The organism is Thermus kawarayensis JCM 12314 (assembly GCF_055393575.1).
Window position 1 is genome coordinate 145,798 of sequence record NZ_AP043756.1, and the last position, 20,578, is coordinate 166,375.

At 66.6% G+C, this 20,578-nt stretch carries 37 protein-coding genes and 2 tRNA genes; 2 read left to right on the top strand and 37 right to left on the bottom strand.

Going from position 1 to position 20,578, the window contains the following annotated elements:
• Positions 1-15: 15 nt before the first annotated feature.
• From rpsD to ACZ5RK_RS01215, 34 genes are all read right to left on the bottom strand, one after another.
• Positions 16-645, bottom strand: coding sequence for a 30S ribosomal protein S4 (rpsD, locus tag ACZ5RK_RS01050; protein ID WP_464909351.1), 630 nt, complete (start codon positions 643-645; stop codon positions 16-18).
• Between the two features lie 13 nt (positions 646-658).
• On the bottom strand, positions 659-1,048 hold the full coding sequence (rpsK, locus tag ACZ5RK_RS01055) for a 30S ribosomal protein S11 (RefSeq protein ID WP_054637953.1): 390 nt from the start codon (positions 1,046-1,048) through the stop codon (positions 659-661).
• Positions 1,049-1,094: 46 nt separating this feature from the next.
• Positions 1,095-1,475 (bottom strand): 30S ribosomal protein S13, encoded by a 381-nt coding sequence (gene rpsM, locus ACZ5RK_RS01060; protein ID WP_464909352.1) that lies wholly within the window; start codon positions 1,473-1,475, stop codon positions 1,095-1,097.
• A gap of 9 nt (positions 1,476-1,484) precedes the next feature.
• Positions 1,485-1,598 carry a 50S ribosomal protein L36 gene (rpmJ, locus tag ACZ5RK_RS01065; protein ID WP_022797793.1) on the bottom strand — a complete coding sequence of 38 codons (114 nt, stop codon included), beginning with the start codon at positions 1,596-1,598 and terminating at the stop codon, positions 1,485-1,487.
• A gap of 8 nt (positions 1,599-1,606) precedes the next feature.
• Positions 1,607-1,825: a translation initiation factor IF-1 gene (gene infA, locus ACZ5RK_RS01070; protein WP_003043942.1), complete on the bottom strand. Its 219-nt coding sequence runs from the start codon at positions 1,823-1,825 to the stop codon at positions 1,607-1,609.
• A 7-nt stretch (positions 1,826-1,832) separates the two neighbouring features.
• Positions 1,833-2,600, bottom strand: a complete 768-nt coding sequence (gene map, locus ACZ5RK_RS01075; RefSeq protein ID WP_054647181.1) for a type I methionyl aminopeptidase — start codon at positions 2,598-2,600, stop codon at positions 1,833-1,835.
• Positions 2,600-3,154: an adenylate kinase gene (locus tag ACZ5RK_RS01080; RefSeq protein ID WP_054647182.1), complete on the bottom strand. Its 555-nt coding sequence runs from the start codon at positions 3,152-3,154 to the stop codon at positions 2,600-2,602. Before ACZ5RK_RS01080 ends, map begins: the two co-directional genes overlap by 1 nt.
• A 9-nt stretch (positions 3,155-3,163) precedes the next feature.
• Positions 3,164-4,480 carry a preprotein translocase subunit SecY gene (gene secY, locus ACZ5RK_RS01085; protein ID WP_054647183.1) on the bottom strand — a complete coding sequence of 439 codons (1,317 nt, stop codon included), beginning with the start codon at positions 4,478-4,480 and terminating at the stop codon, positions 3,164-3,166.
• Position 4,481: 1 nt separating this feature from the next.
• A complete protein-coding gene (gene rplO, locus ACZ5RK_RS01090; protein ID WP_464909353.1) occupies positions 4,482-4,934 on the bottom strand; it encodes a 50S ribosomal protein L15 in 453 nt (150 codons plus the stop codon).
• Positions 4,931-5,113 carry a 50S ribosomal protein L30 gene (gene rpmD, locus ACZ5RK_RS01095; RefSeq protein WP_054647510.1) on the bottom strand — a complete coding sequence of 61 codons (183 nt, stop codon included), beginning with the start codon at positions 5,111-5,113 and terminating at the stop codon, positions 4,931-4,933. Before rpmD ends, rplO begins: the two co-directional genes overlap by 4 nt.
• Positions 5,113-5,586: a 30S ribosomal protein S5 gene (gene rpsE / locus ACZ5RK_RS01100; RefSeq protein ID WP_054637955.1), complete on the bottom strand. Its 474-nt coding sequence runs from the start codon at positions 5,584-5,586 to the stop codon at positions 5,113-5,115. Before rpsE ends, rpmD begins: the two co-directional genes overlap by 1 nt.
• A 9-nt stretch (positions 5,587-5,595) precedes the next feature.
• Positions 5,596-5,934, bottom strand: coding sequence for a 50S ribosomal protein L18 (rplR, locus tag ACZ5RK_RS01105; RefSeq protein WP_464909354.1), 339 nt, complete (start codon positions 5,932-5,934; stop codon positions 5,596-5,598).
• Between the two features lie 8 nt (positions 5,935-5,942).
• The gene (rplF, locus tag ACZ5RK_RS01110) at positions 5,943-6,485 is read right to left on the bottom strand and encodes a 50S ribosomal protein L6 (protein WP_464909355.1); all 543 of its coding nucleotides are present in this window, start codon (positions 6,483-6,485) and stop codon (positions 5,943-5,945) included.
• Complete coding sequence (gene rpsH, locus ACZ5RK_RS01115) at positions 6,485-6,901, bottom strand: 30S ribosomal protein S8 (protein WP_054647505.1); 417 nt, start codon at positions 6,899-6,901, stop codon at positions 6,485-6,487. Before rpsH ends, rplF begins: the two co-directional genes overlap by 1 nt.
• 68 nt (positions 6,902-6,969) lie before the next feature.
• Positions 6,970-7,155, bottom strand: coding sequence for a type Z 30S ribosomal protein S14 (locus tag ACZ5RK_RS01120; protein WP_018111303.1), 186 nt, complete (start codon positions 7,153-7,155; stop codon positions 6,970-6,972).
• 7 nt (positions 7,156-7,162) lie between these two features.
• Entirely contained in the window at positions 7,163-7,711 is a 549-nt protein-coding gene (rplE, locus tag ACZ5RK_RS01125) for a 50S ribosomal protein L5 (protein ID WP_464909356.1), read from the bottom strand.
• Between the two features lies 1 nt (position 7,712).
• Entirely contained in the window at positions 7,713-8,045 is a 333-nt protein-coding gene (gene rplX / locus ACZ5RK_RS01130) for a 50S ribosomal protein L24 (RefSeq protein ID WP_054647507.1), read from the bottom strand.
• Positions 8,045-8,413 (bottom strand): 50S ribosomal protein L14, encoded by a 369-nt coding sequence (gene rplN / locus ACZ5RK_RS01135; protein ID WP_003043914.1) that lies wholly within the window; start codon positions 8,411-8,413, stop codon positions 8,045-8,047. Before rplN ends, rplX begins: the two co-directional genes overlap by 1 nt.
• Complete coding sequence (rpsQ, locus tag ACZ5RK_RS01140) at positions 8,410-8,727, bottom strand: 30S ribosomal protein S17 (protein ID WP_054647509.1); 318 nt, start codon at positions 8,725-8,727, stop codon at positions 8,410-8,412. The genes rplN and rpsQ overlap by 4 nt, the downstream gene beginning before the upstream one ends.
• Positions 8,720-8,938, bottom strand: coding sequence for a 50S ribosomal protein L29 (gene rpmC / locus ACZ5RK_RS01145; protein WP_464909357.1), 219 nt, complete (start codon positions 8,936-8,938; stop codon positions 8,720-8,722). Before rpmC ends, rpsQ begins: the two co-directional genes overlap by 8 nt.
• Positions 8,925-9,350, bottom strand: a complete 426-nt coding sequence (rplP, locus tag ACZ5RK_RS01150; protein ID WP_015718102.1) for a 50S ribosomal protein L16 — start codon at positions 9,348-9,350, stop codon at positions 8,925-8,927. The genes rpmC and rplP overlap by 14 nt, the downstream gene beginning before the upstream one ends.
• A gap of 3 nt (positions 9,351-9,353) precedes the next feature.
• A complete protein-coding gene (rpsC, locus tag ACZ5RK_RS01155; protein WP_464909358.1) occupies positions 9,354-10,073 on the bottom strand; it encodes a 30S ribosomal protein S3 in 720 nt (239 codons plus the stop codon).
• The gene (gene rplV, locus ACZ5RK_RS01160; protein ID WP_054647868.1) at positions 10,063-10,404 is read right to left on the bottom strand and encodes a 50S ribosomal protein L22; all 342 of its coding nucleotides are present in this window, start codon (positions 10,402-10,404) and stop codon (positions 10,063-10,065) included. Before rplV ends, rpsC begins: the two co-directional genes overlap by 11 nt.
• Before the next feature lie 2 nt (positions 10,405-10,406).
• Positions 10,407-10,688, bottom strand: coding sequence for a 30S ribosomal protein S19 (gene rpsS, locus ACZ5RK_RS01165; RefSeq protein WP_011173711.1), 282 nt, complete (start codon positions 10,686-10,688; stop codon positions 10,407-10,409).
• Between the two features lie 8 nt (positions 10,689-10,696).
• On the bottom strand, positions 10,697-11,527 hold the full coding sequence (gene rplB, locus ACZ5RK_RS01170; protein WP_464909359.1) for a 50S ribosomal protein L2: 831 nt from the start codon (positions 11,525-11,527) through the stop codon (positions 10,697-10,699).
• 51 nt (positions 11,528-11,578) lie between these two features.
• Entirely contained in the window at positions 11,579-11,869 is a 291-nt protein-coding gene (locus ACZ5RK_RS01175) for a 50S ribosomal protein L23 (protein WP_054647669.1), read from the bottom strand.
• Entirely contained in the window at positions 11,866-12,489 is a 624-nt protein-coding gene (gene rplD, locus ACZ5RK_RS01180; RefSeq protein WP_054647668.1) for a 50S ribosomal protein L4, read from the bottom strand. Before rplD ends, ACZ5RK_RS01175 begins: the two co-directional genes overlap by 4 nt.
• Before the next feature lie 8 nt (positions 12,490-12,497).
• Entirely contained in the window at positions 12,498-13,118 is a 621-nt protein-coding gene (gene rplC, locus ACZ5RK_RS01185) for a 50S ribosomal protein L3 (protein WP_347242104.1), read from the bottom strand.
• Positions 13,115-13,432, bottom strand: a complete 318-nt coding sequence (gene rpsJ / locus ACZ5RK_RS01190; protein WP_054647667.1) for a 30S ribosomal protein S10 — start codon at positions 13,430-13,432, stop codon at positions 13,115-13,117. Before rpsJ ends, rplC begins: the two co-directional genes overlap by 4 nt.
• An 8-nt stretch (positions 13,433-13,440) precedes the next feature.
• On the bottom strand, positions 13,441-14,661 hold the full coding sequence (tuf, locus tag ACZ5RK_RS01195) for an elongation factor Tu (protein ID WP_464909360.1): 1,221 nt from the start codon (positions 14,659-14,661) through the stop codon (positions 13,441-13,443).
• A 54-nt stretch (positions 14,662-14,715) separates the two neighbouring features.
• Positions 14,716-16,791 (bottom strand): elongation factor G, encoded by a 2,076-nt coding sequence (fusA, locus tag ACZ5RK_RS01200; protein WP_464909361.1) that lies wholly within the window; start codon positions 16,789-16,791, stop codon positions 14,716-14,718.
• Between the two features lie 3 nt (positions 16,792-16,794).
• Positions 16,795-17,262, bottom strand: a complete 468-nt coding sequence (rpsG, locus tag ACZ5RK_RS01205; protein WP_054647261.1) for a 30S ribosomal protein S7 — start codon at positions 17,260-17,262, stop codon at positions 16,795-16,797.
• Between the two features lie 8 nt (positions 17,263-17,270).
• Positions 17,271-17,684, bottom strand: coding sequence for a 30S ribosomal protein S12 (gene rpsL / locus ACZ5RK_RS01210; protein WP_428715442.1), 414 nt, complete (start codon positions 17,682-17,684; stop codon positions 17,271-17,273).
• A gap of 303 nt (positions 17,685-17,987) precedes the next feature.
• A tRNA-Thr gene (locus tag ACZ5RK_RS01215) sits at positions 17,988-18,062 on the bottom strand.
• A 98-nt stretch (positions 18,063-18,160) separates the two neighbouring features.
• On the opposite strand from ACZ5RK_RS01215, the gene ACZ5RK_RS01220 reads away from it, so the two are divergent.
• Together ACZ5RK_RS01220 and tsaE are read left to right on the top strand one after the other, a co-directional pair.
• A tRNA-Leu gene (locus tag ACZ5RK_RS01220) sits at positions 18,161-18,247 on the top strand.
• Between the two features lie 24 nt (positions 18,248-18,271).
• A complete protein-coding gene (gene tsaE / locus ACZ5RK_RS01225) occupies positions 18,272-18,709 on the top strand; it encodes a tRNA (adenosine(37)-N6)-threonylcarbamoyltransferase complex ATPase subunit type 1 TsaE (protein ID WP_464909362.1) in 438 nt (145 codons plus the stop codon).
• Here tsaE and ACZ5RK_RS01230 read toward each other — a convergent pair.
• The 3 genes from ACZ5RK_RS01230 to ACZ5RK_RS01240 all read right to left on the bottom strand — a co-directional run bounded on the left by ACZ5RK_RS01230 (position 18,671) and on the right by ACZ5RK_RS01240 (position 20,514).
• Positions 18,671-19,156, bottom strand: coding sequence for a TlpA family protein disulfide reductase (locus ACZ5RK_RS01230; RefSeq protein ID WP_464909363.1), 486 nt, complete (start codon positions 19,154-19,156; stop codon positions 18,671-18,673). The two genes, tsaE and ACZ5RK_RS01230, sit on opposite strands and share 39 nt — an antisense overlap.
• A gap of 43 nt (positions 19,157-19,199) precedes the next feature.
• Positions 19,200-19,700, bottom strand: coding sequence for a metal-binding protein (locus ACZ5RK_RS01235; RefSeq protein WP_464909364.1), 501 nt, complete (start codon positions 19,698-19,700; stop codon positions 19,200-19,202).
• A gap of 100 nt (positions 19,701-19,800) precedes the next feature.
• Positions 19,801-20,514 (bottom strand): hypothetical protein, encoded by a 714-nt coding sequence (locus tag ACZ5RK_RS01240; protein ID WP_054647264.1) that lies wholly within the window; start codon positions 20,512-20,514, stop codon positions 19,801-19,803.
• Positions 20,515-20,578 lie beyond the last annotated feature (64 nt).

A 20,578-nucleotide genomic window follows, 5' to 3' on the forward strand; every position in this document is an offset into this window, starting at 1 on the left:
CTTACCGGCCAGGGACTACCTGGAGTAGAACTCAATCACCAGCTGCTCGTTCACGGGCAGGGCCAGCTCCTCCCGGTCGGGCAGGCGCAGGAACTTGCCCTTCATCCCCTCCACGTCCAAGGAGAGCCAGGGGCTTACCTTGCGCCCCTTCATGGCCTCGAGGTTCTCCCGGATGAAGGCCAGGTTCCTGCTCCCCTCGGCGATGGCGATCTCGTCCCCGGGCCTCACCCGGTAGGCCGGCAGGTCCACCCGGCGGCCGTTCACCGTGATGTGGCCGTGGCGCACCATCTGCCGGGCCTGGCGGCGGCTTTGCGCGAAGCCCAGGCGGTAGACCACGTTGTCCAGGCGGGACTCCAGAAGGCCCAGGAACACCGTGCCCGTGACCCCCTTCTTGCGGCTCGCCTCCTCAAAGAGGTTGCGGAACTGGGTCTCGGAGATCCCGTAGATGCGGCGAAGCTTTTGCTTCTCCCTGAGGCGGACCGCATAGTCCGAGGGGCGCCGCGTGCGGCGCTGCCCGTGCTGGCCCGGGGGATAGGGGCGGCGCTCCATGGCGCACTTGGGGCTATAGCACCTCTCCCCCTTCAGGTAAAGCTTGACTCCCTCCCGACGGCAAAGGCGGCAAACTGGTCCGATGTAACGACCCATCTTCTCCTACTCCTTACGAGGCCTTGCGGAACTTCTTCTTAGGCCGGCAGCCGTTGTGGGGCACGGGGGTATCGTCCACGATGGACTTCACCTGGAGGCCGGAGGCCTGGAGGGCCCTTATGGCCTGCTCCCGCCCCGCTCCCGTACCCCGGACCACCACGTCCACGCTCTGCATGCCGTAGGCCATGGCCTTCTTGGCGGCGTCCATGGCGGCGAGCTGGGCGGCATAGGGGGTACCCTTGCGGCTCCCCTTGTAGCCGATGACCCCGCCCGAGGACCACGTGATGGGATTGCCGTCGGGATCGGTGATGGTGACGATGGTGTTGTTGTAGGAGGCGTGGATGTAGGCCTTCCCGTTGGCCACCTGCCGTTTGACCTTCTTCTTGGTCGCTTTTCTGGCCATACTCTCCCTCTCGGAGTATCTGCTGGCCCCAAACCGCCTTCAGGGCTTACTTCCTCGGAGCCTTCTTCTTGCCCGCCACGGTCTTGCGGGGACCCTTGCGGGTACGGGCGTTGGTGCGGGTGCGCTGCCCCCGGACGGGAAGCCCCCGACGGTGCCGGAGGCCCCGGTAGCAGCCGATGTCCATCAGGCGCTTGATGTTGGCCGCCACCTCCGCCCTAAGCTCCCCTTCCAGCTTCCAGGTGTTCTCCACGTACTCCCGGAGGCGCACCACCTCCGCCTCCGTGAGGTCCTTCACCCGGGTGGCGGGGTTGATCCCCGTCTTCTCCAAGGCCTCCTGGGCCCGGGCCTTGCCGATGCCGTAGATGTAGGTGAGGGCCACGTCTACCCGCTTGTTCCTGGGAATTTCCACGCCTGCAATCCTCGCCACGTTGCCTCCTTAGCCCTGACGCTGCTTGTGCTTGGGGTTCTCGCAGATCACGTAGACCCGGCCGTGCCGGCGCACCACCTTGCACTTCTCGCAGATCCTCTTGACCGACGCCCGTACCTTCATCGCGCCTCCTACTTGCGATAGACGATCCTTCCCCGCGTGGGGTCGTAGGGGGTGATCTCCACCACCACCCGGTCCCCGGGCAGGATGCGGATGTAGTGCATGCGCATCTTGCCCGAGATGTAGGCCAGGATCTCCGGCCCCGAGTCCAGCTTCACCCGAAAGGTGGTGTTGGGCAAAGCCTCGGTGACCACGCCTTCCGCCCGAATGGTGTCCTTCTCCTTCGCCATACCCCTCCTACCGCGCCCGCACCAGGGGAACCCCGGTGAGAAGCTCCGGGCCTTCCTCCGTCACCAAGACGGTGTTCTCGTAGTGGGCGGCGAGGTTGCCCCTCCCAGCGCTCGCCGTCCAGCCATCTTCCAATATTACCACAGGGGCCGGCCTCAAGGTGACCATGGGCTCGAGGGCCAAGGTCATGCCGGGCCGGATCTTGGGGCCGGTACCGGGCTTGCCGAAGTTGGGAAGCTGAGGGTCCTCGTGGATCTCCCGCCCCACCCCGTGGCCCACGAACTCCCGCACCACCCCGTAACCCCGGCTTTCCAAAAAGGCCTGCACGGCGTGGGCCACATCCCCGATGCGAAAGCCCGGGCGGAGGTACTGCATCCCTTCAAAGAAGGCCGCCTCCGTGTCCCGGATGAGCCTTTCCGCCTCCGGGGAGACCCGGCCCACGGGAAAGGTGCGGGCCATGTCGGCGGCGAAGCCCTGGTAGATGAGGCCCACGTCCACGGAGAGGATGTCCCCCTCTTTCAGGGGCTCCTCCGAAGGGATGCCGTGGACCACCACCTCGTTCACCGAGGTGCACAGGGTGGCGGGGAAGCCGTAGAGGCCCAGGAAGGCGGGCTTGGCCTTGCGCTTCCTTATGGCCTCATGGGCGATCTGGTCCAGCTCCTTGGTGGTGACGCCCGGCGCCACGTGGCGGGCCACCTCCTCCACCACCTCGGTGAGGAGGGCCCCCGCCTCCCGCATGCGCTCAATCTCCCAAGGGCTTTTCAGCTTGATGGCCATCAGATTCCCAAGGCGGCCCGGATGCGGGCGTAGACCTCCTCGGGGGTGCCGAGGCCGTCCACCCGCCGCAGGGCCCCCTTCTTCTCATAGTACTGGACCAAGGGCTCGGTCTTCTCCCGGTAGACCTGGAGGCGCCGCCTTATGGTCTCCTCGTTGTCGTCGGAGCGGCCCTCGAGCCCGGCCCGCCGGAGCATCCTCCGCACCAGCTCCTCCTCGGGCACCTCCACCAGAACCACCCCCAAAAGGCGGGTCCGGGTTTCCTCCAGAAGCCGGTCCAAGGCCTCCGCCTGGGGCAGGGTGCGGGGAAAGCCGTCCAGGACGACCCTTTCCGCCAGCTCCTCCCGTATGAGGGCCAGGATCAGCTCGTCCGGCACCAGGTCTCCCCGGTCCATGATGGGCTTCACCCGCTGGCCCAAGGGGGTCCCCCGGGCCACGTGGTCCCGGAGGATGTCCCCGGTGGAAAGCTTCTTAAAGCCCAGCTCCTCCGCAAGCCTGGCCGCCTGGGTGCCCTTGCCCGCCCCCGGCGGCCCCAAGAAGATCACCGCTTCGCCCATCCTGCCCCCTTAACGCGTGCGGCCGCGGATACGGCCCTTGGAGAGGAACCCCTCGTAGTTCCTCAGCATGAGCTGGCTCTCCACCTGCCGCAGGGTGTCCAGGGCCACCCCCACCACGATGAGGAGGCCGATCCCCGAGAAGGCGATGCTCTTGACCCCGGTGAGGTTCTGGATGATCTGGGGAAGGGCCGCCACCAGGCCCAGGAAGAGGGCCCCCCAGAGGGTGAGGCGGGAGACGATGTGCTCCAGGAACTTCACCGTGGGTTCCCCAGGACGGATCCCCGGGATGAAGCCCCCGTACTCCCGCAAGGACTCGGCGATGCGCTTGGGGTCAAACTGCACCGCGGTGTACACGTAGGTGAAGAGGACGATGAGGGCCACCTCGAGGAGGAGCCCCGAAAGGTGGGTGGGGTTGAAGAAGTTGGCGATGGCCCGGAGGACGGGGTTGTCCTGGAAGGGGGCGGTGAGGAAGATGGGGATCTGCAGGATGGCGGCGGCGAAGACGATGGGGATCACCCCGGCGGCATTGAGCTTGATGGGGATGTAGGTGGCCTGCCCCCCGTAGACCCTCCGGCCCACCACCTTGCGGGCGTACTGCACGGGAATCCGGCGTTCGGCCTGCTGCACCGCGGCCATGCCCGCGAAGGCCAAGACGATGAAGGCCAGGAAGAAGAGGAAGGCCACCAGGTTGATCTCCCCGGTGCGGATGAGGCCCACGGTGCGGAAAAGCTGGGGCAGCCAGTCCACCACGATGCCGGCGAAGATGATCATGCTGGTGCCGTTGCCGATGCCGTACTCGGTGATGCGCTCGGCCATCCAGAGGAGGAGGGCGATGCCCGCCACCTGGGTAACCACCACCACCAGCCAGAAGAAGGGCCCGGGGGACCAGCCGGGAAGGAGGAACCGCCCCCCTTCCGCCCCCAGGAAGGCCGTGGCCAGGAAGAAGCCCTGGAAGGCCCCCAGAGCGACGCCGCCGATACGGGTGTACTGGTTGATGATGCGGCGGCCCTCCTCCCCCTCCTTGGAGAGTTTCTCCAGCGCGGGCACCACCGTGACCAAAAGCTGCATGACGATGGCCGCGGTGATGTAGGGCATGATCCCCAGGGCGAAGATGGAGAAGCGCTCAAAGTTACCCCCGGAGAAGAGGTTGATGATGCCGAACACCCCTCCCTGGGTGGTGCGCAGGAACTCCTGGATCTTGTCCAGGTCCACCCCCGGGGTGGGGATAAAGGCCCCGAGGCGGTAGGCGGCCAGCACCAAGAGGGTGAAGAGGATGCGCTGGCGGAGCTCGGGGATCTGGAGGGCGCTCCGGAAGGCCTTAAGCATCTTAGGCCTCCAGGAGGACGGCCTCGCCGCCTGCGGCCTTCAGCTTCTCCAGGGCGCTCTTGGAGAAGGCGTGGGCCACCACCCTAAGGGCCTTGGCCTCCCCGTCCCCCAAGATCTTGAGCCGATGGCCCTTCTTGAGGAGGCCCGCCCGCACCAGAAGCTCGGGGGTCACCTCCCCCTCAAAGCGGGCCAGATCCCTTAGGTTCACTCCCTGGTACCGGGGGCGCTTGATCTCCCCGGGCACCTGGCCCTGCATGCCCCGCTTGGGCAGGCGCATGAGGGTGGTGGAGCGCCCGCCCTCAAAGCGGCGGGGGTCCTTGAGGCCGCCCGAGCGGGACTTCTGGCCCTTGTGGCCGCGGGTGGCCGTCTTGCCGTGGCCGGAGCCGGGTCCGCGGCCCACCCGCTTGCGCCGCTTGTTGGCCCCGGGGTTGGGCTTGAGGTCCGTAAGCTTCATTCCAACACCTCCACCCGGAGGAGGTGGGCCACCTTGCGGACGTTACCGCGGATGGCCGGGGTGTCCTCCAGGATCCTCTCCCTTTGCAACTTGGTCAGCCCCAAGGCCTTAAGGGCCGCCTTCTGGTCCTTGGGGTAGCCGATGGGGCTCTTCACCAGCTTCACCTTGAGCCTGGCCATCACTCCTCCCCGCCCTTCCTGAGGCGCTTCACGTCCTCCTTGGTCTGGAGCTGCCTTAGGGCCTCCATGGTGGCGTAGGCGATGTTGATGGGGTTGCGGCTCCCCAGCTCCTTGGTGAGGATGTCGGTGACCCCCGCAAGCTCCAGGATGGCCCGGGGCACCGCCCCGGCGATCACCCCGGTGCCGGGGGCCGCGGGCTTGAGGAGGATCTTGGAGGCCCCGTACTCCACCTCAATCTCGTGGGGAATGGTGCCGTTTTGCAGGGGGACCTCCACCAGGTTGCGCCGGGCGTAGTAGCCCGCCTTCTGCACGGCCAGGGGCACCTCCTTGGCCTTGCCCAGACCCAGGCCCACCCGGCCCTGCCGGTCCCCCACCACCACCAAGGCGCCGAAGCGGAAGCGGCGTCCGCCCTGGTAGGTCTTGGCGGTGCGCCGTACCAAGATCATCTTCTCCTCAAAGTCGGTCTCGGGCATGGTCCCTCCTTAGAACTCGAGGCCCCCCTCCCGGGCCCCCTCGGCCAGGGCCTTCACCCGGCCGTGGTACTTGTAAGGGCCGCGGTCAAAGGCCACCTGCTTGATCCCCAGGGCCTTGGCCTTCTCCGCCAAGGCCCGGCCCACCTGGCGGGCCACCTCGGTCTTGTTGCCCTGGAGCTTCAGGGCCAGGCTGGATTCGGCCACCAGGGTCTCGCCCTTCTCGTCGTCAATGATCTGGGCGTAGATGTGCTTGAGGCTCCGGAAGACGGAGAGGCGGAGCCTGCCCGTGCGCTTGATGCGGTTGCGCACCCGGAACTTGCGGCGCTCGTAAGCGGTTAGCCGTGCCATGCTTCCCCCTACTTCTTGGCCCCGGCCTTGCCGGGCTTGAGGCGGACGGGCTCGCCCGCGTAGTAGATGCCCTTCTCGTGGTAAGCGCTGGGCTTCTTCACGGCGCGGATGTCCGCGGCCACCTGGCCCACCCTTTGCTTGTCAATGCCCAGAACCCGGATGCGGGTGGGCTCGGGCACCTCAAAGGTGATGCCCTCCGGGGGCTCCACCACCACCGGGTGGCTAAAGCCCACGGTGAGCTCTAGGGCCCGCCCCACAAGCCGCGCCCGGTAGCCGATGCCCTTGATGAGGAGCTCCTTGGCGTAGCCCTCGGAAACCCCCTTGACGGCGTTGGCGATGAGGGTGCGGGTCAGGCCGTGAAGGCTTTTGTGGCGGCGCTCGTCCGAGGGGCGCTCCACCCGGACGCGGCCCTCCTCCACCACCACCCGCATCTCCGGAGAGACGGGGACCTGGAGCTCACCCTTGGGGCCCCTGACCTTCACGAGCCCCGGGGCCACCTCCACCTGGACCCCCTTGGGAAGGGGAATGGGAAGCCTGCCGATCCTAGACATCACCACACCTCGCAGATGAGCTCGCCGCCCACGCCCAGCCTCCTGGCCTCGCGGTCTGTAAGCACACCCTTGGGCGTGGAGAGGATGGCGATACCCAGGCCCCGGCGCACCCTAGGGATCTCCTTGACCCCCACGTACACCCGGCGGCCTGGCCGGCTGATGCGGCGGATGTGCTTGATGACCTGCTCGGGCCTGGGGTCCACCCCCTGGCGACGGGGCCCGTACTTCAGGTGGATGCGAAGCACGGGCTTGCCGTCCACCTCCACCCGCTCGTAGCCCTTGATGAACCCCTCCCGCGCCAGGATCTTCAGGATCTCCTCCTTAAAGCGCGAGGCGGGCACCTCGGTGCTCTCCTTGTAGACCCGGGTGGCGTTCCTGATCCGGGTCAGCATGTCGGCGATGGGGTCCGTCAGCATTTCCTCTCTCCTTTTACCTCACTCCTGGACCATGCGGTCTCGAGGGAACCCCCCCGACCGGCCACGGCCTACCAGCTGGCCTTCTTCACCCCGGGAAGCTGCCCCTTGTGGGCGAGCTCCCTGAGGCAGAGCCGGCAGAGCCCAAAGTAGCGGTAGACGCTCCTGGCCCTCCCGCAGCGGACACACCGGGTGTAGGCCCGCACCTTGAACTTCGGGGTCCTCTTGGCCTTCTCGATCAGCGCTTTCCTCGCCATGCTCGCCTCACTTGCGGAAGGGGAAGCCCAGAAGCTCCAAGAGGGCCCGGGCCTCCTCGTCGGTCCTGGCGGTGGTCACCACCGCGATGTCCATCCCCCGGAGGGCGTCCACCATATCGTAGGTGATCTCGGGGAAGATGAGCTGCTCCTTGAGGCCCAGGTTGTAGTTGCCCCGGCCGTCAAAGCTCGTGGGGCTGACCCCCCGGAAGTCGCGGATGCGGGGCAGGGCCACGCCGAGGAGCTTCTCCAGGAAGATCCACATGCGGTCGCCGCGGAGGGTAACCCTAAGCCCGATGGGCATGCCCTTGCGGAGCTTGAAGTTGGAGATGGACTTCTTGGCCCGGGTGATGGCGGGCTTCTGCCCGGTGATGAGGGCCAGCTCCTTGGCGGCCTTCTCCAGGATGCGGGCGTCCTCCTTGGCCTCGCCCAGTCCCTGGTTGACCACCACCTTGGACAGCCTGGGCACCTCCCAGATGTTCTGGTACCCGAAGCGGCGGATGAGCTCGGGGCGAACCTCCTCGTAGTACTTCCTCTTCAGGGCAACGTCCAGGGGCATCTTACTCCTCCACGTCTAGGGACCCGCCGCACTTGGCGCAGACCCGGATCTTCCGCCCGTCCTCCAAGAGCTTCTTGCGCACCCGGGTGGGCTTGCCGCAGGCGGGGCAGAGGGGGCGGACCTTGGAGGCGTGTAGGGGCGCCTCCTTCTCAATGAACCCCCCCTGGGGGTACTGCGGGCTCACCCGCACCGCCTTCTTGACGATGTTGACCCCTTCCACGATGACCGCCTGCCTCCTGGGCAGGACCTGCTTCACCTTGCCCACCCGGCCCTTGTACTTCCCGGAGGCCACCAGCACGGTGTCCCCCTTCTTCACGTGCACCTTGGCCCGCATCAGAGCACCTCCGGCGCCAGGGAGACGATCTTCATGAAGCCCTTCTCGCGGAGCTCGCGGGCCACCGGGCCGAAGACCCGGGTGCCTCGAGGCTCCAGCTGGTTGTTGATGATCACCGCGGCGTTGTCGTCAAAGCGGATGGCCGAGCCGTCGGGGCGCTTCACCTCTTTCTTGGTGCGCACCACCACCGCCTTGACCACGTCCCCTTCCTTCACCGCCCCCCGGGGGATGGCCTCCTTGACGCTGGCCACGATCACATCCCCCACGGTGGCGTACTTGGCGTTGGAGCCCTTGAGGACGCGGATGCACATGATCTTCCGGGCCCCGGTGTTGTCGGCCACCTCCAGGTAGGTTTGCGGCTGGATCATGCCTTACCCCCCCGCTTGGAAAGGCTTTGGTAGTTCTGGCGGCGCACCAGGTACTTTTCCACCAGGTCCATCCGCCCGCCCTCCACCAGGCGGAGCACCCTGAAGCGCTTGCGCTTGGAGATGGGGCGGGACTCCACGATCTCCACCACGTCCCCCACCTTGTACCGCTCCTCGGGGTCGTGGGCCAGGTACTTCTTGGAGCGCTTGATCACCTTGCCGTAGAGGGGGTGGGGGAACTGGCGCTCCACCAGGACCGTGACGGTCTTCTGCATCTTGTCGCTCACCACCACCCCGGTCAGGACCTTCTTAGGCATTGGCCCTCCTCTTCTCGTTCAAGACCGTAAGGAGCCTGGCGATCTGGCGCTTGAGGTCCCGGATCTTGTGGTTCTGGGAAAGCTGGCCGATGGAGGCCTGGAAGCGGAGTTCCATGAGCTCTCGCTTCTTCTCCCTCACCAGCTTCTCCAGCTCCACCGGGGAGAGCTTCCGGGCCTCCTCCAGCTGCTTCTTCACCTCACTGAGCTTCATCGTAGGCGTCCCTCCTCACGATCTTGGTCTTGATGGGGAGCTTGTGGCCGGCGATGCGCAGGGCCTCGAGGGCCTGCTCCTCCGTCACCCCCGCCACCTCAAACATCACCCGGCCCGGCTTCACCACGGCCACGTACCCCTCCACGTTGCCCTTGCCCTTACCCATCCGCACCTCCAGGGGCTTCTTGGTGTAGGGCTTGTCGGGGAAGATGCGGATGAAGATCTTCCCCCCGCGGCGGAAGTGGCGCACCATGGCCACACGGGCGGCCTCAATCTGCTGGGAGGTGATCCAGGCGGGCTCCATGGCCACCAGGCCGAAGTCCCCGAAGGCCACGTAATCCCCCCCCTTGGCCGCCCCCTTCATCCGGCCCCGGTGCTGCTTGCGGTACTTCATGCGCCTGGGCATCAGCATGGCCTACTCCTCCTTCTTCACCCGCACGGCGGGGCGACGGCGGCGGGGCCTCTCCTCGGCCTTGGCGCCCTCGAGGCGGGCCTTGGCCTTCTGGCCGCCGATCACCTCACCCAGGAAGACGTACGCCTTGACCCCCAGCACCCCGTAGGTGGTGCGGGCCAAAGCGAAGCCATAGTCTATGTTAGCACGCAGGGTCTGGAGGGGCACCCGGCCCTCGGCGGCCCACTCCGTGCGGGCCTGCTCCGCCCCGCCGATGCGGCCGGAGACGATGACCTTGGCCCCCTTGGCCCCCGCCTCCATCACCCGCTGCACCGCCTGCTTGATGGCCCGGCGCACGGCGAAGCGCCTTTCTATCTGCTCGGCCACCCGCTGGGCCACCAGGGGGGCGGAGAGGTTAGGGTTCTGGATCTCCTGGACGTTCAGGGCCACGTTCTTCCCGGTCATCTTGGCCAGGGCGTCCCGCAGGACCTTGATCTTCTCCCCGCCCCGGCCGATGACCACGCCCGGCTTGGCCACGTGGACGGTCACGGCCACGTTGTCCGCCGCCCGCTCAATGTCAATGCGGGCCAGACCCGCGGGGTAGAGCTCCTTGGTGAGGTAGTTGCGGATCTCCTGGTCCTCCCAGAGGAGGTGGCGGTACTGCTTCTTGCCGGCGTACCAGCGGGACTCCCAGTCCCGGGTGATGCCAAGACGGAACCCGATGGGGTGGATTTTATTTCCCATGCTTCTCCCCCACGATCACCGTGATGTGGCTGGTCCTCTTCTTCATGATGTCCGCCCGGCCCCGGGCCCTGGGAAGGACCCGCTTCAGGGCAGGGCCCTCGTCCACGAAGGCCGCCTTCACGTAAAGCCGGTCCTCCAGCATATCGTGGTTGTTGACGGCGTTGGCGGCGGCGGACTCCAGCACCTTGGCCACGTAGTAGGCCCCCCGCTTGTTGGTGTAGCGCAGGATGTTGCGGGCCTCCTCGAGGCTCTTCCCCCGGATGAGGTCCACCACCAGGCGGACCTTCCTGGGGGCGATGCGCACGTAACGGGCTATGGCTTTCGCTTCCATGGCTACTTCTTCTTGGTGGCCTTGGCCTCTTTGCCGTGCCCCCGGTAGGTGCGGGTGGGCGCGAACTCTCCCAGCTTGTGCCCCACCATGTTCTCGGTGATGTAGACGGGCACGTGCTGCTTGCCGTTGTAGACCGCGATGGTGTGGCCCACCATCTCCGGAACGATGGTGGAGCGGCGGCTCCAGGTCTTGATGAGCCGCTTCTCCCCCTTGGCGTTAAGCTCCAGCACCTTCTCCAGGAGGTGGTCGTCTACAAAAACGCCCTTCTTCAAGCTACGCGGCATGGCTCACCTCACTTCTTCCGCCGGGCGAGGATGAAGCGGCTGGAAGGCTTGCGCCGCTTCCGGGTCTTGAGCCCCTTGGTCTGCCAGCCCCAGGGGGAGGCGGGCGGACGCCCCCTCGGGGCCCGGCCCTCACCGCCGCCGTGGGGGTGGTCCACCGGGTTCATGGCGGCGCCGCGCACGTGGGGCTTGCGGCCAAGCCAGCGGGTGCGGCCGGCCTTCCCCAGGACGATGTTCTTGTGGTCGGCGTTGCCCACCGCCCCGATGGCGGCGTAGCACTCCCCGTGCACCTTGCGGAGCTCCCCCGAGGGCAGGCGAAGGATCACGTAGTCCCCTTCCCGGCCCTGGATCTGGGCGCTGGTGCCGGCGGAGCGGGCGAGTTTGGCCCCCTGCTTGGGCACGAGCTCCACCGCATGCACCACGGTGCCCACGGGGATGAAGCGGAGGGGCAGGGCGTTGCCCACTTGAATGGGGGCGTCGGGCCCCGCCACCACCTGCTGCCCCACCTGGAGGCCCTCGGGGGCGAGGATGTAGCGCTTCTCCCCGTCGGCGTAGTGCAGGAGGGCGATGCGGGCCGAGCGGTTGGGGTCGTATTCAATGGCCGCCACCTTGGCGGGGATGCCCGCCTTGTCCCAGCGCTTGAAGTCCACGATGCGGTAGAGGCGCTTGTGCCCTCCCCCGCGGAAGCGCACGGTGATGCGGCCCTGGTTGTTGCGCCCTCCCGTCTTCTTGAGGGGGACCACCAGGGACTTCTCCGGCTCGGTCTTGGTGATCTCGGAGAAGTCGGCCACCGTCATGAAGCGGCGGCTTGGGGTGTAGGGTTTGAACTTCTTTACTGGCATTGCCGTTCCTCCCTTGCCGGATCAGGGCCGGGCTCCCTTTCCCGGCGGGGTCTAGATGAGGCCCTCCAGGGCCTCAATCCTCTGCCCGGAGGCCACCTGCACGATGGCCTTTTTGCGGCCGGGGCGCTTGCCCAGGTAGCGGCCCAGGCGCTTCTTCTTGCCCCGCACGTGGAGGGTGTTCACCCCCACCACCTTCACCTTGAAGGCCTCCTCCACCGCCTGCTTGATCTCGGTCTTGGTGGCCTTAGGGTGTACCCAGAAGGTGTACTTGCCCTGGGCGAAGCCCGCGTAGGCCTTCTCGGAAAGCACCGGGGCCAGGATCACGTCGTAGGCGGTCTTCATCGCTTACCTCCCAGGCGCTCCTGGAACGCTTCCCAAGCCTTCAGGTCCATCACCAGGCGCTGGGTGCGCAGGATGTCGTAGACGTTAAGCCCCTGGGGGGCCAGGGCGACCACCCAGGGAAGGTTGCGGGCAGCGCGGCGCACCAGCTCGCTTTCCGCCACCAGAAGGACGCTTTCGGAGCCGTCCAGCCCCGCGGCCTTGGCCCAGGCCAAGAACTCCTTGGTCTTGCCGTTCACCCCGGCGAAGTCCTCCACTAAAAGGAGCTTCCCCTCCTTGGCCCGGTCGGCCACGGCCATGGCCAGGCCCGCCTTCCGCACCTTCTTGGGAAGGGTGTAGCTGTAGTCCCGAGGCTTGGGCCCGAAGGCGGTCCCACCCCCCACGAAGATGGGGGCCCCGATGTCCCCGTGGCGGGCCCGCCCGGTGTGCTTCTGAGGGTAGATCTTGCGGCTGGAGTAGGCCACCTCGCCCCGGGTCTTGGTGCTGGCGGTGCCCCGGCGGCGCTTGGCCAGCTGCCAGCGCACCACCTCCCAGAGGAGGTGGGGGTTCACCTCCTGGGGCAGGTCGGCCGCAAGCTCCCGCTTGCCGGCAGAGGAAAGCACAGGTATCTGGTACACAGCCATACCCTCCTTCACTTGGCCACCTTCTTGGCCTCCCGCACCAGCAAGAGGCCCCCGTTGGGCCCGGGGACGGCGCCTTTCACCAAGAGGAGGTTCTCCTCGGGGAGGACGTCCACCACCTCGAGGTTTTGCACCGTAACCCGCTCGGCCCCGTAGCGGCCCGCCATCTTCTTGCCCTTGTAGACGCGGCCTGGGGTCTTGCGGTTGCCGATGGAGCCCGGGTGCCGATGGATCTTGTGGGCCCCGTGGGAGTCGGGACCACCGGCGAAGTTCCAACGCTTCATGACCCCCGCCGTGCCCCGCCCCTTGGAGGTGCCGGTCACGTCCACCCGCTCCCCGGGCTGGAAGATCTCCACGGTGACCACATCGGCCTCGGGATTAAAGCCGCGGATCTCCTTAAGGATGCGCACGGGCTGGACCCCGGCCTTGGCGAAATGCCCCTTCATGGGCCGATTGACCCGCTTGGGCTTCTGGGGAAGGAACCCCAGCTGCACCGCCAAGTAGCCGTCCTTCTCCGGGGTACGGCGCTGCACCACGGGACAGGGCCCCGCCAGGATGACGGTAACGGGGATGGCCCGGTCCTCTTTGTAGATCCGGGTCATGCCCACCTTCACGCCCAGGATGCCCTTCACTTGCCACCTCCCACGGTCTTGATCTCGATCTCCACGCCGGTGGGCAGGTCCAAGGACATGAGGTTCTCTATGGTCTTGCGGTTGGGGTTGAGGATGTCCACCAGGCGGTGGTGGGTACGGAGTTCAAAGTGCTCCCGGGAGTCCTTGTGCTTGAAAGGCCCCCGGATCACGGTGAACCGCCGCACCCGCGTAGGCAAGGGCACGGGCCCTGACACCTGGGCCCCGGAACGCCGGGCGGCCTCCACGATCCTCTGGGCCGAGGCGTCCAAGGTCTTGTGGTCAAAGCCCCGTAGCTTGATGCGGATCTTGGGCATGCCTCACCTCACTCCAGGATCTTGGTGACCACGCCTGCGCCCACGGTGCGGCCGCCTTCCCGGATGGCGAAGCGGAGGCCCTCCTCCAAGGCCACCGGCTTGATGAGCTCCACCGTGAAGGTCACGTTGTCCCCAGGCATCACCATCTCCACCCCCTGGGGCAGCTCCACCACCCCCGTCACGTCCGTGGTCCGAAAGTAAAACTGCGGCCGGTACCCCGTGAAAAACCCCGTGTGCCGGCCCCCCTCCTCCTTCTTCAAAACGTACACCGAGGCCTCAAACTTGGTGTGCGGCGTAATGCTCCCGGGCTTCGCCAACACCTGCCCCCGCTCCACCTCGTCCCGGCCCACACCCCGCAAGAGCACCCCCACGTTGTCCCCAGCTATCCCCTCCTGCAGGGTCTTCCGGTGCATCTCCACCCCGGTGACCACCGTCTTCCGCGTCTCCGGAGCCAGGCCCACAATCTCCACCTCGTCCCCCACCTTCACCTTCCCCCGCTCAATCCGCCCCGTGGCCACCGTCCCGCGCCCGGTAATGGTGAACACGTCCTCCACCGGCATCAAGAACGGCTTGTCCACGTCCCGCACCGGCGTGGGAATGTACTCGTCAATGGCGTCCAAAAGCTCCCAAATCTTGTCCACCCACTCGTTCTCCCCACGCCGGGTCTTCGGGTTCTTGTGCATCTCCTCCAGCGCCAAAAGAGCGCTCCCCCGAATCACCGGCACCTCGTCCCCAGGAAACTCGTACTGGTTCAGGAGGTCCCGCACCTCCATCTCCACCAGGTCCAAAAGCTCCGGGTCGTCCACCATGTCCACCTTGTTCATGAACACCACGATGTACGGCACCCCCACCTGCCGGGCCAAAAGGATGTGCTCCCGGGTCTGCGGCATGGGACCGTCCGCCGCCGACACCACCAAAATGGCCCCGTCCATCTGCGCCGCACCCGTGATCATGTTCTTGATGTAGTCCGCGTGCCCAGGGCAGTCCACGTGGGAGTAGTGCCGCTTCGCCGTCTCGTACTCCACGTGCGCCGTGTTGATGGTGATCCCCCGCGCCCGCTCCTCCGGGGCCTTGTCAATCTCCCCGTAGTCCTTCACCTCCACGTTCGGGTTCTCCGCCGCCGCCACAAAGGTCAAGGCCGCAGTCAGCGTCGTCTTCCCGTGGTCCACGTGCCCAATCGTCCCCACGTTCACGTGAGGCTTCGTCCGAATAAACTCGCCCTTGGCCATCTTCGCTCTCCTTTCAAGCAAGGGGCGGGCCCAGAGGGCCCACCCGCAAAGGATCTACTGGCCCTTGATGAGCTTCTCCTGCACCTGCTTGGGGACCTCCTGGTAGTGGTCAAAGAACATGACGAAGGAGCCCCGTCCCTGGGTCTTGGAGCGCAGGTCGGTGGCGTAACCGAACATCTCCGCCAGGGGCACAAAGGCCCGGATCACCTGGGCGTTGCCCCGGGGCTCCATGCCCAGGATCTGGCCCCGGCGGGCGTTCAGGTCGCCGATGACGTCGCCCATGTACTCCTCGGGGGTGGTGACCTCCACCCGCATGATGGGCTCGAGGATGACCGGGTCCCCCTTCTGCACCGCCTCCTTGATGGCCATGGAGCCGGCGATCTTGAAGGCCATCTCCGAGGAGTCCACCTCGTGGTAGGAGCCGTCGTAGAGGGTGACCTTCACGTCCACCACGGGGAAGCCGATAAGGGGCCCGGACTGCATGGCCTCCTCAATGCCCTTCTGCACCGCGGGGATGTACTCCTTGGGGATCACCCCGCCCACGATGGCGTTCACGAACTCAAAGCCCGAGCCGCGGGGCAGGGGCTCGGCCTTGATCTTCACGTGGCCGTACTGGCCGCGGCCGCCGGTCTGGCGGATGAACTTGCCCTCCACGTCCACCGGCTTAGTGATGGTCTCCCGGTAGGCCACCTGGGGCTTGCCCACGTTGGCGTCCACCTTGAACTCCCGCTTCAGCCGGTCCACGATGATCTCCAGGTGGAGTTCGCCCATCCCACTGATGATGGTCTGGCCGGTCTCGGGGTGGGTGGAGACGCGGAAGGTGGGGTCCTCCTCCGCCAGGCGGGAGAGGGCCTGGGAGAGCTTGTCCTGGTCGGCCTTGGTCTTGGGCTCAATGGCCACGTCAATGACGGGCTCGGGCACCTCAATGGACTCGAGGATCACCCGGGGCGCATCCTCGCCCACCAGGGTGTCCCCGGTGATGGTTTCCTTAAGGCCCACTACCGCCCCAAGATCGCCCGCCCTAAGCTCCTCCACCTCCTCGCGGTGGTTGGCGTGCATGCGGAGAAGCCGGGCCACCCGCTCCTTGCGGCCCTTGGTGGTGTTGTAGACGTAGGACCCCGAGGTGATGGTCCCGGAGTAGACGCGGATGAAGGTCAGGCGGCCCACGTAGGGGTCGGCCATGATCTTGAAGGCCAGGGCCGCCAAGGGACCTTCGGGGTCGGGGTGGATCTCCACCGTTTCCCCTTCGGGGGTGGTGCCGCGGATGGGGGGGATGTCCAGGGGGGAGGGCAGGTAGTCCACCACGGCGTCCAGGAGGAGCTGAACCCCCTTATTTTTGAGAGCAGATCCCAGGAACACAGGGGTGATCTGGATGCCGATGGTGCCCTTGCGGATGGCGGCCACCAGCTCTTCCTCGGTGGGCTCCTCGCCCTCGAGGTATTTGAGCATTACGTTCTCGTCAAAATCGGCGGCCGCCTCAATGAGCTTCTCGTGGTACTCCCGGGCCTGCTCCTGGTACTCCTCGGGGATGGGGATCTCCCGGATGTCCGTGCCCAGGTCGTTGCCGTAGGTATAGGCCTTCATCCGGAGGACATCTATGATCCCCGAGAAGGTATCCTCCCGGCCGATGGGGAGTTGCATCACCACGGGCCTGGCCCCCAGGCGCTCCTGCATGGTGCGGATCACCAGCCAAAGGTCCGCCCCGGTCTTGTCCATCTTGTTGGCGAAGGCGATGCGGGGAACCTTGTACTTCTCCGCCTGGCGCCAGACGGTCTCGGACTGGGGCTCCACCCCCTGGCTGGAGTCAAAGACCACGATGGCCCCGTCCAACACCCGCATGGAGCGCTCCACCTCAATGGTGAAGTCCACGTGGCCCGGGGTATCGATGATGTTGATGCGGTGGTCCTTCCAGAAGCAGGTGGTCACGGCGGCGGTGATGGTGATGCCCCGCTCCCTCTCCTGCTCCATGAAGTCCATGGTGGCCGCACCCTCATGCACCTCGCCGATCTTGTGAATCTTGCCGGTGTAGTAGAGGATGCGCTCGGTGGTGGTGGTCTTGCCGGCGTCAATGTGGGCGGCGATGCCGATGTTGCGGAGCCTTTTTAGGTCGTACTCTACCTTAACCGCCATGGCTTACCACCGGTAGTGAGCGTAGGCGCGGTTGGCCTCGGCCATGCGCTCCACGTCCTCTTTCTTCTTGACCGCCCCGCCCTTGCCCTCCGCGGCGTCCATGAGCTCGTGGGCGATGCGCATCGCCGCCCCGCGCTCGGAGCGGGCGTTGGCCGCCTGCACCAGCCAGCGGAGGGCCAAAGACTGCTGCCTGCGGGGGGAAACCTCCATGGGCACCTGGTAGTTGGCCCCACCCACGCGACGGGAGCGGACCTCCATCCTGGGCTTCACGTTCTCCACCGCCTGTTTGAAGACCTTGAGGGGCTCCTGGCCGGTCTTCTCCTGGATGATGCGGCAGGCATCGTAGAAGATGCGGGCGGCGAGGTTCTTCTTCCCGTCCCGCATGATCTTGTTGATGAAGGCCGACACCACCACGTCCCCGTAGACCAGGTCGGGGTGGAGCTGGCGTACCTCTGCTCTTCTTCTCCGCATACCCTCACCTACTTCTTCTTCGCGGGGGCCGCGCCCTTGGCCTCCTTGGGCTTCTTCGTCCCGTACTTGGAGCGGCTCTTCTTGCGGTCCTTCACCCCCTGGGTGTCGTAGACCCCTCGGACGATGTGGTAACGCACCCCCGGGAGGTCCTTCACACGGCCACCCCGGATGAGGACCACGGAGTGCTCCTGGAGGTTGTGCCCCTCGCCGGGGATGTAGGCGGTGACCTCGTAGCCGGAGGTGAGGCGCACCTTGGCCACCTTGCGAAGCGCCGAGTTGGGCTTCTTGGGGGTCACGGTGCGCACCACGGTGCACACCCCCCGGCGGAAGGGGGAACCCTTCAAGGCCGGAACCTTGCTCTTCTTCTGGACCTTCTCGCGGCCCCTTCGTACGAGCTGATTGATCGTCGGCAGTGCCACCACTCCCTTCTTCTTGGACTTGCCCCCGTGTTCTCAAGATCCGCCCGGGGAAGGATCCTTCCCCGTTTTGCCCACACAGGGCACCGCCCTCAGGACCAGGGGCTGGCCCTGAGGGCCCTCAACTTGCTTAGTCTACAGGCCCAGGCTCCTTTTGGCAAGCCATCGAGTGCTGGCTGAGCTGGCGGAGGGTAAAAGAGGAGGGCGAAAGTGATTAGAGCTCAGGGGCGCCCGAAGGCCATGCCCCAAGGCGGGGGCACTTAGCTCAAAAGCAACCCCCCGCCTCACTTCGGCGGGGGTTTCGCGTCCTGGAGCCGGTGGCCGGATTTGAACCGGCGGCCTACCGCTTACGAGGCGGTTGCTCTACCGCTGAGCTACACCGGCCCGCCCTCCCGAGTTTAGGACAGGGACTCCCGTTTGACAATCGCCTTGACAAGGCGCGGGCTTTTGCTAAACTGAAGCTTGCGCCTAGGGCGCGGCCTGCCGGGATGGTGGAACTGGTAGACACGCCATCTTGAGGGGGTGGTGCCCGCAAGGGCGTGCGGGTTCAAGTCCCGCTCCCGGCACCAAAGGGCCCTTCGGGGCCTTTTTTTATGCGCCTCCTTCTCGCCCGCGCCTTGCAGAGCCTCGAGGACACCCGGGCCCTGGCCCGGGAGGTCCTCCCCCTTCTGCCCCGGGGAGCGGTGGTGGCCCTGGAGGGGCCCCTGGGGGCGGGCAAGACCACCCTGGTCCGCTTCCTGGCGGAGGCCATGGGCTTCCGAGGCCGGGTCACCAGCCCCACCTACACCCTCATCCACACCTATCCCACCCCGGAAGGCCCCCTGGTCCACGCCGACCTCTACCGCTTGCCCAACCCGGGGGAGCTTCTCCCCCAGCTCCTGGCCGCCGGGGAGGAGGCCCGCCTTACCCTGGTGGAGTGGGGGGACCCTAAGGCCCTGGAGGCCGGGTTCCTCCTCCGCCTCACCCCCCAAGGGGAGGCCCGGAAGGCCGAGCTATGGGAGCTCGGCCCCGGCCAGCAAGAGGGCGTCTAAAAGGGCTTCCCGCCCCGCCCTCCCGGCGAAGAGGGCCACCACCTCCCCCTCCCCGTTCACCACGAAGGTCCAGGGCTGGCCTGTCACCCTGAAGCGATTGGCCACCTCGTGGGGTTTGTCCCGGTCGGAGGCCAGGAGGGGGATGAAGCGGGGGTAGGCTTTCATGTAGTTCAGGACCACTTCCTTGGTGTCCTTAGGCTCCCGGCTGATGACGTAAAAAGGGACCTTGGTTTCCTCGGCGACCTTGTGCAACCCGGGAAACTCCGCCCGGCACACGGGGCACCAGCTGGCCCAGAAAACGATGACGGCGGGCTTTTTCATGGTCTTGGGGGTGACGAGGTTTCCCGCGGGGTCCACAAGGGCGAAGTCCGGCAAGCGCTCCCCCAGCCCCACCGCAAAGGCCAGTCCCAGGAGGAGCCCAAGCCCCCAAACCTTGAGCTTCGCCATAACCCCATTCTCCACCCCGTCCCACCAGGGTATGTAAACCCTCTCACCTTGGCCGCCGAAGGCGCTTGAGGTCGTGGTCCGGCCAGATGCCGTCCGCCACCAGGTGGAGCCATTGGGAAAGATAGTAGCCGAGGAGGCCAAAGCCCAGGGCCTCGAGGCTTAAGGAGGGAGGCCTCAGCCTCACCTCCGCCCCCAGGAAGCCCAAGACCCCCTGGGCGAGAAAGCCCACCAGGCCCAGAAGGCCCACCAGATACCCCAGCCGGGTCAAGGGGCCTAGCACCCAGGTGTGGGAAAGCCCCCGGTGGCGGAAGAGCCAGCCATAAGGCCGCCAAAGGACGCCAAGGAGACCCCAGCGCCGCCTAGAACGCACCTCCTTCTCCGCCAGGTCCAGGTCCGGGGAAAGGAGGAAGGTGCCCGCCAGGTAGGCCAGGGCGAAGGCCAGGGCCTCCGGCCTCTCCGGGGAGCCCCCTGAGGCCAGGTAGGCCAGGCTTCCCAAGCCCAGCACCGTAAGGTTGATGGCCTCGTGCACCCGCCCCGAGGGCATGGGACCAGGATACCAGGTGCCCGCGCCTTGGTTCTGCAGCATAAAGGCCCAGGAAAGTCCTTTTGGGGCCCCCGTTGCGCCCTAAGCCGCAACGGGGTACTTAGAAGGCGGGCAGGGGGAAACGCTCCCCGGCGGAAAGCACGTCCACCCGTAACCCCTTGACCCCCCGTCCGGTGTGCTCCGCTCCCTCGGCGTCCACCAAGGTCACCCCGCCGACCCAGACCTCCCCCAGGCCCCTTAGGAGGCGCAAGGCGGTGTTTTCCAGAAGGCCCAGACCCACCAGATCGGGGTTGTCCGCCACCAGGCGGGAAAGGGCCAGGAAGCGCCCCCGCTCCTCCACCTTGGGAAGCAGGGCCAGACCTCGGAGAAGGGCGAGGCCCAAGGCCGCCCGCATCTCCCCTTCCCAGGAGTAAAAGGCCGCCTCTCCCAGAAGCCCCGCCGCCTCTCCCAGGGCCACCACCCCACCCCCTTTGCGGTGCACCTCCCAGAGGGCCTGCAGCACCAGGCTCCCCCGGATGAGGTCTAAAAACTCGGGAAGCCCCTCCGCCGCCAGGAGCACCAGGGGGCTCGCCGCCACCCTTTGGGCCACCTCCGGGTCAAAGGCCTCCTCCCGCCGCCTCAAGTAAAGGACCTGGCCCCGCCTAAGGCCCAGGTCCCGGTAGGCCAGCCGCCAGGCCTCGGCCAAGTCCCTAAGGGGATAGGGCACGAGGAAGAGGGCCTCCCCCCTGGCCTCCTCCAGGAGCCGGGCCTCCACCGGGCGCAAGGCCCCTCGCAGGGGATCGGCGGTGAGCAAGGCGAAGAAACCCTGCCGCATGGCGGACCTCCTATACCCTTAGGGTAACCGCCTCCTCATGAAAGGAAAAGGGCGGTGTGGTAGA